General features: G+C 63.7%; 9 protein-coding genes, 1 tRNA gene and 1 pseudogene. 9 read left to right on the top strand and 2 right to left on the bottom strand.

Annotated elements, in window-relative coordinates; genetic code table 11:
- Positions 1–844 precede the first annotated feature (844 nt).
- A tRNA-Ser gene (locus tag NKJ84_RS32275) sits at positions 845–934 on the bottom strand.
- Positions 935–1,360: 426 nt separating this feature from the next.
- On the opposite strand from NKJ84_RS32275, the gene NKJ84_RS32270 reads away from it, so the two are divergent.
- The 3 genes from NKJ84_RS32270 (at position 1,361) to NKJ84_RS32260 (ending at position 3,618) form a co-directional block, all read left to right on the top strand.
- A complete protein-coding gene (locus tag NKJ84_RS32270; RefSeq protein ID WP_352509895.1) occupies positions 1,361–1,684 on the top strand; it encodes a hypothetical protein in 324 nt (107 codons plus the stop codon).
- A gap of 68 nt (positions 1,685–1,752) precedes the next feature.
- Positions 1,753–2,415 (top strand): peptide-methionine (S)-S-oxide reductase MsrA, encoded by a 663-nt coding sequence (gene msrA, locus NKJ84_RS32265; RefSeq protein WP_352509893.1) that lies wholly within the window; start codon positions 1,753–1,755, stop codon positions 2,413–2,415.
- Between the two features lie 213 nt (positions 2,416–2,628).
- Positions 2,629–3,618: a BMP family lipoprotein gene (locus tag NKJ84_RS32260; RefSeq protein ID WP_352509892.1), complete on the top strand. Its 990-nt coding sequence runs from the start codon at positions 2,629–2,631 to the stop codon at positions 3,616–3,618.
- A 65-nt stretch (positions 3,619–3,683) separates the two neighbouring features.
- On the opposite strand, the gene NKJ84_RS32255 is transcribed toward NKJ84_RS32260, so the two are convergent.
- The gene (locus tag NKJ84_RS32255; protein ID WP_352509891.1) at positions 3,684–3,905 is read right to left on the bottom strand and encodes a SlyX family protein; all 222 of its coding nucleotides are present in this window, start codon (positions 3,903–3,905) and stop codon (positions 3,684–3,686) included.
- A 181-nt stretch (positions 3,906–4,086) separates the two neighbouring features.
- Here NKJ84_RS32255 and NKJ84_RS32250 point away from each other — a divergent pair, with 181 nt between their 5' ends.
- From NKJ84_RS32250 to deoA, 6 genes and pseudogenes are all read left to right on the top strand, one after another.
- Positions 4,087–5,619, top strand: coding sequence for an ABC transporter ATP-binding protein (locus tag NKJ84_RS32250; RefSeq protein ID WP_352478115.1), 1,533 nt, complete (start codon positions 4,087–4,089; stop codon positions 5,617–5,619).
- Positions 5,616–6,755, top strand: coding sequence for an ABC transporter permease (locus NKJ84_RS32245; protein WP_352509890.1), 1,140 nt, complete (start codon positions 5,616–5,618; stop codon positions 6,753–6,755). Before NKJ84_RS32250 ends, NKJ84_RS32245 begins: the two co-directional genes overlap by 4 nt.
- Before the next feature lies 1 nt (position 6,756).
- The gene (locus NKJ84_RS32240; protein ID WP_352509889.1) at positions 6,757–7,728 is read left to right on the top strand and encodes an ABC transporter permease; all 972 of its coding nucleotides are present in this window, start codon (positions 6,757–6,759) and stop codon (positions 7,726–7,728) included.
- A gap of 6 nt (positions 7,729–7,734) precedes the next feature.
- Positions 7,735–8,127, top strand: coding sequence for a cytidine deaminase (gene cdd / locus NKJ84_RS32235; protein ID WP_352509888.1), 393 nt, complete (start codon positions 7,735–7,737; stop codon positions 8,125–8,127).
- Positions 8,124–8,942: a purine-nucleoside phosphorylase gene (locus NKJ84_RS32230; protein ID WP_352509887.1), complete on the top strand. Its 819-nt coding sequence runs from the start codon at positions 8,124–8,126 to the stop codon at positions 8,940–8,942. Before cdd ends, NKJ84_RS32230 begins: the two co-directional genes overlap by 4 nt.
- Positions 8,942–10,141 (top strand): annotated as a pseudogene (gene deoA, locus NKJ84_RS32225) (thymidine phosphorylase); the annotation flags it as partial. The gene NKJ84_RS32230 and the pseudogene deoA, both read left to right, overlap by 1 nt.
- Between the last annotated feature and the right edge of the window lie 93 nt (positions 10,142–10,234).

Below are 10,234 nucleotides of genomic sequence, written 5' to 3'. Positions count from 1 at the left end.
TCAACATGGCTTGCGGAGACGCCCGGACCGAGTTGCCTTCTGGCTTGACGAGGCCTGAAGATTGGCCCTGTCAATTCCAGCAGGAATAGTTGTCGGCAAGCGAACCGCGGCAATGCTGCACCCGACAGGATTCGAACCGGTAACTTTGTGCCGCGGGCATGCCCATTAAGGTCGAAGCCACCACCCGAGACGGCGAACTCCGGATATCCCTGTCTAATGCCGGAGAGCCCATTCCGCACGAGACAATGCAGGGGATCAGCATTAAGGAATATAATCCTCCCGTTGCGGCGAGCCCCTTCAACGGAGAATCGCCATGACTCGAAAGACCCTCGCCGACACTCTGTCCGCCCGCGAACCCATCTAAGTCAATTGTGCGCACCCGATGTGCTGCAAATCGACGAAACTTGACATCCAGGCGCTGATTGACAGGCTCGGCCATGACCACGGCTCGATGCATGACGACTTGGTCGGGCTCTTTGTCTGCTCAAATTGCAAGGCTGCCGGCCGTGACCGACCTTCTTCGCATGCATTCCTGACTACGAAGGCCATCAGCGGGCGCGCAATCGCGACTGGAAGCCAACTTTCGAACGAAGGGGCTGAAAGTGGCCGGCGCCGCTTGGGGGGCGTTGGGGTAGATTGCCTGTAGGCGCCGGCGGGGCGGATTGGGGTCCGCAGACGCGAATCCTGCGGGCTGCCCTGCGGTTTTTTCCGGACACTCCGATTCCCAAGCAAAGTCAACAAAGGGGCGGCGGCATGGTGGCCGAGCTTCATCGTTTGCGGACGTTAGGAACGGAAAGGCCGCAACTCACAAAGCGAAACAATAACAGACGCTTAAGTGGGTATCTGGCGGAGAGAGCGGGATTCGAACCCGCGTTACGGTTTCCCGTAAACACACTTTCCAGGCGTGCGCCTTCAACCACTCGGCCACCTCTCCGTCTTTAGCATTTTCGACGCGGCCGGTTTCGCCGCGCGGGTTGGGGAGATGCATCTCCTTTGGGATTCCGGACCGGAATTCCGGCCGTGGGCGCCGTCGACCAGCGGATACCCTTTCCCCACACCTGAGCCGTCAAAGCAACAGGCGCGGGGCTCATCTAGTCGATCCGGTGCCGAATGCCAAGACATAACGATAGTCTATTCGCTTTGCCGGATACGGATGCTCACCCCATGTTACCGGAGCACCCGTAGGGAGCCTATCGAAAGGGGCGGCCGAGGTGTGCTCGCCGTCCGGCGCGCCGCCGGTTCCAGCGAACCGGCGGTCGCCGGTTCAACTTCGCGTGTCGCGATTGCAGGCGAAGCAAGTAGATCCTATCTAACAGTCCGATACGACATTCTGATAATCTCCTGGGGAGGAAGGGTCTGGATGTTCCGCTTCATCTTTCGTCTCGCTGCAATGGTCGCGCTGTCGGTTTCGGTCATCATGGCCGTGCTCGATGCGACACGGTCGGTGGCGGCTTCGGCGCTGGTGATGACACCGCTTAATTCCAGCTGGCTCGCGGTCTCGCCGGATACGCGCAGCGCCTTCGAAAGCTTCGTCCGCGACAAGGTCAATCCGCTGCTGTGGGATGGCGCCATCGCCTGGGTGCTCAGCCAGCCCGGCTTCGCCGTGTTCGCGGTGCTGGCGTTCATTCTTTACGCCATCGGCTACAGGCGGCCGCGCCCCAGCGGGCGGTTCGCCGCGACCTGACATTTCCAGCCTGACCCGGTGTTCCCGTGCCGGGGAAGGCTCAACCAAGAAGAAAAGGAAACCGCACTATGTTTCTCAGCGACATGCTGAACAAGAAGCTCAACCTGCCGAAGCCCTCCGAGGCGCTGCCCGGCCGCGACCGGCCGATCCCGACTGCATCGAAGCACTTCGTCTCGAACAGGCCGCTCAAGGGTCCTTATCCCGAAGGGCTGGAAACGGCGATGTTCGGGCTGGGTTGCTTCTGGGGCGCCGAGCGCCTGTTCTGGCAGGTCGAGGGCGTCTGGGTCACGGCGGCCGGCTATGCCGGCGGCGTCACGCCCAACCCGACCTATCAGGAAACCTGCACCGGGCTCACAGGCCATGCCGAAGTCGTGCTCGTCGTCTACGATCCCAAGATCGTGTCCTATGCCGAGCTTTTGAAGCTGTTCTGGGAAAGTCACGACCCGACGCAAGGCATGCGCCAGGGCAATGATGTCGGCACCACCTACCGCTCGGCGATCTATACGTTCAACGACGCGCAGTACCAGGCGGCGCTCGCCTCGCGCGATGCCTACGAGGCTTCGCTGCGCGGTGCCGGACGCGGCAAGATCACCACCGAGATCGCACCGGCGCCGGAATTCTACTTCGCCGAGGAAGACCACCAGCAATATCTGGCGAAGAACCCCTACGGCTATTGCGGCCTGCGGGGAACCGGCGTCTCCTGCGCCATTCCGGCCGCCGTCTCCGCCTGATTATGCCCCTGACGCAAGGAATATGCTGTGGCGCCGCGATGCGGCGCCATGCTTTTCCAAAGGGTCAAAATTCCACGTGAATTTTGTTTCGGGCCGTGCCAGATTGACCCGAAGCGGGAGGAAGACACTCCTGCCTGACGCTGCATGCCTGCCGGAGAACCGGGCCGGCATGCGGTGCATAATGGACAAATAACCGACAGGGGTGTGGATCACATGAAACGTATCGTTCTCGGCCTTATGGCCGCAGCTGCAATGGTTCTCCCGGCCTTCGCCGCGGACATTCAACCCGCGATCCTCTATGATCTCGGCGGCAAGTTCGACAAGTCGTTCAACGAAGCGTCCTTCAACGGCGCCGAAAAGTTCAAGACCGAGACCGGCATCCCCTATGTGGAATTCGAGGTCAGCAACGCCACCCAGCGCGAGCAGGCGCTGCGCCGCTTCGCCGAGGACGGCCGCAATCCGATCGTCATGGCTGGCTTCTCCTGGGCCGACGCGCTTGACAAGATCGCCACCGAGTTCCCCGACACCAAATTCGCCATCATCGATATGGTCGTCGACAAGCCCAATGTCCGCTCCCTGGTCTATAAGGAGCAGGAAGGCTCGTACCTCGTCGGCGTGATGGCGGCGATGGCTTCCAAGACCAAGAAGGTCGGCTTCGTCGGCGGCATGGATATTCCGCTGATCCGCAGGTTCGGCTGCGGCTATGTAGGCGGCGCCAAGGCGGCCGGCGCCACCGACGTCATCCAGAACATGACCGGCGATACGCCGGCAGCCTGGAACGATCCGGCCAAGGGCGGCGAGATCGCCAAGACGCAGATCGACCAGGGCGCCGACGTAATCTACGCGGCGGCAGGCGGCACCGGTGTCGGCGTGCTGCAGGCAGCGGCCGACGCCGGCAAGCTCGGCATCGGCGTCGATTCCAACCAGAACGGCCTGCAACCCGGCAAGGTGTTGACCTCCATGGTCAAGCGCGTCGACGTTGCCGTCTACAACACCTTCATGGATGCCAAGGACGGCAAGTTCACGGCCGGCGTCAACGATCTCGGCCTCAAGGAAGGCGGCGTCGACTACGCCATGGACGACAACAACAAGGCGCTTGTCGGCGACGCGATGAAGGCAGCGGTCGAAAAGGCCAAGGCCGACATCATCGCCGGCACCATCAAGGTGCACGACTACATGTCGGACAATGCCTGCCCGTATTGATTGATCGACATTGAAGACTGACGAGCCGCCGGGTGAAAGCCCGGCGGTTTTGCATTGTCAGCCGCTCACCAGTGCGGCGGCTTGGTCACCGGCACGTCGGGTGCGGCCTGTTCCTCCAGCGCCAGGAAGCGCTCGGCCAGCGCGTCGAGCTTGCGCTGCATGCGCTCGATCACCTTCCACTGCTCGGCGATCTGGCCTGACAGTTCCTCGATTGTCTTCTCCTGCTCGGCGGCGCGGATTTCCAGCGTCGTCAGCCGGTGGTCGGGCATGTGGGCGGGCATGGTCATCTCAAATCCTCGATCAGGCGATTGTGCAGGCTGCGGCCACGTTGGAAATTGACAAGCATGGCGGGATTTGTCGAGAGTGAACCCTGCTCCGGGCAATTGACATAGACCCAATTGGCATAGACTGGGCGTCATGCTAGGCGTTTGACCAAGCGGTAAAAAAATAACAGTGGGAACAGGCTGCATGGCGCAAGCCGCAATCGAGCTGATCGGCATCGACAAGAGCTTTGGCGCCGTGCGCGCCAACCGCGACATCAATCTGGAGATTATGCGGGGCACCATCCATGGCATCGTCGGTGAGAACGGCGCCGGCAAGTCGACGCTGATGTCGATCCTCTATGGTTTCTACCAGGCCGATTCCGGCGAAATCCGTGTCGGCGGCCAGCCGGCATCGATCAAGACACCGAATGATGCGATCGCGCTCGGCATCGGCATGGTCCATCAGCATTTCATGCTGGTCGACAATTTCTCGGTCCTGGAAAACGTCATTCTCGGCGCCGAAAGCGATGCACTGCTGAAGAAGAGCATCGCCAAGGCGCGTTCCGAGCTGGAGCGGCTCGAGCGCGAATACGGGCTCGAAGTCGATCCCGACGCCATCATCGAGGAGTTGCCGGTCGGCCTGCAACAACGCGTCGAAATCCTCAAGGCGCTCTATCGCGGCGCCGAAATCCTGATCCTCGACGAGCCAACGGGCGTGCTGACGCCGGCCGAGGCCGACCATCTGTTCCGCATCCTCAGGCAGCTGAAGGAGCAGGGCAAGACGATCGTGCTGATCACCCACAAGCTGCGCGAGATCATGGCGATCACCGACACCGTCTCGGTGATGCGCCAGGGCACGATGGTGGCGACACGCGAAACTAGGAAGACCACGGTCGAGGAACTGGCGGAGCTGATGGTCGGCCGGCGCGTGCTGCTGCGCGTCGAGAAGGGCGAGGCGAAGGCCGGCGGCGTCAAGCTCGCGGTCAAGAACCTGACGGTCAAGGATTCCCGCGGCGTCACCATGGTCGACGACGTCTCCTTCGACGTCCATGCCGGCGAGATCGTCGGCATTGCCGGCGTCGCCGGCAACGGGCAGTCCGAATTGCTCGAGGCGATTTCCGGCATCAGGCATGCCGTTTCGGGCTCGGTCATGCTCGACGGCAAGCCGATCGACCTCACCGGCGCCGCCGACCCTGGCGAGCTGCGCGAGCGCGGCCTTGCTCATGTGCCGGAGGACCGCCATCACGTCGGGCTGGTGCTGGCCTTCGAGGAGAACGAGAATTCGATCCTCGGCTACCAGGACGATGAGCGCTATCTGAAGGGGCCGTTTCTCGACATCGACGCCATCCGTGACGATGCCCGGGACAAGATCGTCAAATATGACATCCGCCCGGCGGACTGCCGCCTCAAGACCGCCAATTTCTCCGGCGGCAACCAGCAGAAGATCGTGCTGGCGCGGGAAATGGAACAAGATCCCGGCGTGTTGATCGTCGGCCAGCCGACGCGCGGCGTCGATGTCGGCGCCATCGAATTCATCCACAAGCGCCTCATCGCCATGCGCGACCAGGGCAAGGCGGTGCTGGTGGTTTCGGTCGAACTCGACGAGATCCGCTCGCTGTCCGACCGCATCCTGGTGATGTTTGCCGGCCGCATCGTCGGCGAACGCGGCCCCGACGCGACCGAGGGCGAGCTCGGCCTGCTGATGGCCGGCGTCGAGCAGCGCGAGGCGGCGGAATGAGCACTCCCTATGCCAAGCTCCCGGCCTGGGCCGACTACGTGCTGATCCCGCTGATCAATCTGTTCGTCGCCTTCGTCGTTGCCGGCTTCGTCGTCATATTGGTCGGTGAGAACCCGTTGCGCGCGGCTGTCATCCTGGTCGAGGGCGCCTTCGGTCGCGGCCAAGGCATCGCGTTTACACTTTTCTATGCTACCACCTTCATCTTCAGCGGGCTTTCGGTGGCGGTTGCGGCGCATTGCGGCCTGTTCAACATCGGTGGCGAGGGCCAGGGCTATATCGCCGGTCTCGGTATCGGCATCGTTTGCCTGGCCTTCGACAGCGTGCTGCCCTGGTGGCTGACCTTCCCGATTGCCATTATCGCCGCCGCGGCGATGGGCGCGCTGTGGGCGCTGATCCCGGCCTATCTGCAGGCCAAGCGCGGCTCGCACATCGTCATAACCACCATCATGTTCAACTTCATCGCCGCCAGCGTCATGGTCTATGCGCTGGTGGGGATGCTGAAGCCGCCCGGCTCGATGGCGCCGCAGACGCGCACCTTCCTCGAAGGCGCGCAATTGCCGAAGCTCAACTGGGTCATCGAATTGTTCGGCGCCAAAATCCGTTCGGCGCCATTCAACGTCAGTTCCCTGCTGGCGCTAGCCATGGCCTTTCTGGTGTGGGTGCTGATCTGGCGCACGAAGCTCGGCTACGAGATGCGCACCTATGGCCACAGCCCGAAAGCGGCGCGTTATGCCGGGATTTCGGAGATACGCATCATCATCATTGCGATGATGATCTCGGGCGCGTTGGCCGGCATGATGGCGCTCAACCCGACGATGGGCGACCAGCACAATGTCGCGCTCGAATTCGTTTCGGGCGCCGGTTTCGTCGGCATCGCGGTGGCGCTGATGGGTCGCCTGCACCCGGTCGGCATCGTGCTGGCGGCGATCCTGTTCGGCATGCTCTACCAGGGCGGCGCCGAGCTCGCCTTCGAGATGCCGGCGATCAGCCGCGACATGATCGTCATCATCCAGGGCCTCGTGATCCTGTTCGCCGGCGCGCTCGAGCATATGTTCCGGCCCTATGTCCAGGCGTTGTTCGCCTCGCTCAGCCCGAAATCGGTCGGCATGGAAGCGGTCAAAGGGAAGGGCGCCTGAGATGGATTTCTTCAACGCCATCGTACAGGTCCTGGACTCGACCATCCGCCTTTCGGTCCCCTTGCTGCTCGCCTGCCTCGCCGGCCTCTATTCGGAGCGGGCCGGCGTCTTCGACATCGGGCTCGAGGGCAAGATGCTTGTCGGCGCCTTCGCCGGTGCGGCCGCCGCCTCGGTCTTCCACTCGGCCTATCTCGGCCTCGGCATGGCCATCCTCATCTCGGTTGCCTTCGCGCTGATCCACGGCTTTGCCTCGATCACCCATCGCGGCAACCAGATCGTTTCCGGCGTCGCGATCAATTTCATTGCCGCCGGATCGACGATCATGCTCGGCCAGGCCTGGTTCCAGCAAGGCGGGCGCACGCCGGCGCTGGCTGCCGGCGAGCGCTTCGAAGCAATCATCTGGCCGGGCGCGGATGCGCTCAGGGGCGTTCCGATTCTCGGGCCGATCTATTCGGAACTCATCTCCGGCCACTCCGTGCTGGTCTATCTCGCCTTCCTGGCCGTGCCGTTCACCTGGTGGGTGCTGTTTCGCACCCGCTTTGGGCTCCGCCTGCGCGCTGTCGGCGAGAACCCGGCTGCGGTCGACACCGCCGGCATCTCGGTCGCCTGGCTGCGCTACCGGGCGCTGATTTGCACCGGCGTGCTCACCGGCATTGCCGGCGCCTATCTGTCGATGGTGCAGAATGGCGGCTTCGTGAAGGACATGACCGCCGGCAAGGGCTACATCGCGCTGGCCGCGCTGATCTTCGCCAAATGGAAACCGGTCAACGCCATGTTCGCCTGCCTGCTGTTCGGCTTCCTCGACGCCGCGTCGATCCGCCTGCAAGGCACGCCGCTGCCGCTGATCGGCAAGGTGCCGGTGCAATTCATGCAGGCGCTGCCCTATGTGCTGACCGTCATCCTGCTTGCCGGCTTCATCGGCAAGGCAATCCCGCCGCGCGCCGGCGGCGTGCCTTATGTCAAGGAACGCTGATCTATCATGACTCATGATCTGTTCGAAGCGGCGAAAGCCGCCATGGCCAAGGCCTATGCGCCCTATTCGAAATTTCCGGTCGGCGCGGCGTTGCGCACCGAGGACGGGCGTGTCTTCACCGGCGCCAATGTCGAGATCGCGTCCTATCCTGAGGGCTGGTGCGCCGAAACCACCGCGCTCGGCCACTACGTCATGGGCGGCGGCGGCAAGATCACGGAAATCGCCGTGATCGCCGAACGCGTGGCAAAATGCTCGCCCTGCGGCGGCTGCCGGCAGCGGCTGGCCGAATTCTGCCGGCCGGAAACGAAGTTCTATCTCTGCGATGACAGCGGCGTGGTCGAGACCGTGACCATGGGCGAGTTGTTGCCATACGGGTTTGAAGGCGATGTGCTGAAATGAAGGAAGCGCTCGATCACCTCGTCGAAAGGCTGGATGGGCTGGCGCCGACCACGGCCTTGGTGCTGGGGTCAGGGCTTGGCGGGCTCGTCGACCAGGTCGAGGATGCGGTGCGCATCTCCTACGCCGACTTGCCGGGGTTTCCCCGAAGCGGTGTCAGCGGCCATGCCGGCGAGGTGGTGGCGGGGCTCTTTGCCGGCACGCCGGTGCTGATGCTGTCCGGCCGCGCACACTATTACGAGCACGGCAACGCAGCGGCGATGCGGCCGGCGTTGGAAGTGCTCGCCGGCATCGGCATCTCCCGGCTGATCCTCACCAACGCCGCCGGTTCGGTCGATCCCGGGATGGGGCCGGGCTCGGTAATGCTGATCACCGACCACATCAATTTCTCGGGGTCCAACCCGCTGATCGGCGAACCGAGCGACCGCCGTTTCGTCGGCCTGACCGAAGCCTATGACGCCGATCTCCGCTCCGCCATCGAGCGGGCGGCGAAGGCGACCGGTACCATGCTGCACAAGGGCGTCTATATGTGGTTCTCCGGCCCATGCTTCGAGACGCCCGCCGAGATCCGCATGGCGCGCGTCATGGGCGCCAACGCGGTCGGCATGTCGACGGTGCCGGAGGTCATTCTCGCGCGCTTCCTCGGGCTGCGCGTCGCCGCCTGTTCGGTCGTGACCAACCTTGCCGCTGGCATGACCGGAGCCGAGCTGTCGCACCAGGAGACCAAGGACATGGCGCCGGTCGGCGGTGCGCGGCTGGCGACCATCCTGCAGCGTGTTTTTCAGGACGGGCTTCCGGAGCACAGGGTCGACGCCTGATGCTTCCCCAGGAAATCATCCGCCGCAAGCGCGACGGGCAGAAGCTCTCGGCTGAGGAGATCGCGTTCTTCATCGAGGGCTTGGCCGCCGGCACCGTTACCGACGCACAGGTCGGTGCCCTCGCCATGGCAGTATTCTTCAACGGCATGAGCCGCGACGAGGCGGTGGCGCTGACTATGGCGATGCGCGATTCCGGCGATGTGCTCGACTGGTCGGATCTGCCCGGCCCGGTCACCGACAAGCATTCGACGGGCGGCGTCGGCGACAATGTCTCCTTGATGCTGGCGCCGATCGTCGCTGCCTGCGGCGCCTATGTGCCGATGATTTCCGGCAGGGGTCTGGGCCATACCGGCGGCACGCTGGACAAAATGGATGCCATCCCCGGCTATATCAGCCAGCCGGATGTTGCGCGCTTCCGCAAGACCGTGCTTGAAACCGGCTGCGCCATCATCGGCCAGACCGCAGACCTCGCACCCGCCGACGCCAGGCTCTACGCGATCCGCGATGTGACGGGAACGGTCGAATCCGTGCCGCTGATCACCGCCTCGATCCTGTCGAAGAAGCTGGCGGCCGGCCTTGGTTCGCTGGTGCTCGACGTCAAGGTCGGCAACGGCGCCTTCATGGAGAAATCGCGCGACGCAACCGCGCTGGCCAACAGCCTGGTCGAGGTCGCCAATGGCGCCGGCCTGAAGGCATCGGCGCTGGTCACCGGCATGAACGAGCCGCTGGCCTCCGCCGCCGGCAATGCGGTCGAGATGCGCAACGCCGTCGATTTTCTCACCGGCCGCTTTCGCGACCGGCGGCTGGAGGACTTGACGCTGGCGCTGGCCGCCGAGATGCTGCAATCGGCAGGCCTGGTGTCGTCCAACCAGGACGGCCTGCGCCGCGCCGCCGAGACGCTGGCCGGCGGCCGCGCCGCTTCCATCTTCGCGCGCATGGTGGCGGCACTGGGTGGTCCCGCCGACTTTGTCGACAATCCGGAAAAATATCTGCCGAAAGCGGCAACGGAATTCGCGGTCAAGGCGAGCGCGAACGGCTTTGTCTCCGGCATCGCGACGCGCGAGATCGGGCTTGCCGTGGTCGGGCTTGGCGGCGGGCGGACGCGGCCCGACGACAGGATCGATCACGCCGTCGGCATCACCAGGCTGTTGCCGGTCGGCGCCGAAGTGCGGGCCGGCGAAGCGCTGGCACTAGAGCACGTCCTGTGATCGATGAATCGATTGTGATGTGACGGCTGCGTTTTGTGCTGATTCAACATCCACCTCGATGGAGGTGGACGATGGGAAGAGCAT

This window comes from Mesorhizobium sp. M0048 (assembly GCF_040323405.1).
Lineage (GTDB): Bacteria > Pseudomonadota > Alphaproteobacteria > Rhizobiales > Rhizobiaceae > Mesorhizobium.
The sequence above is the reverse complement of the archived record's forward strand: the minus strand, read 5'-3'. Positions and strand labels throughout refer to the sequence as shown.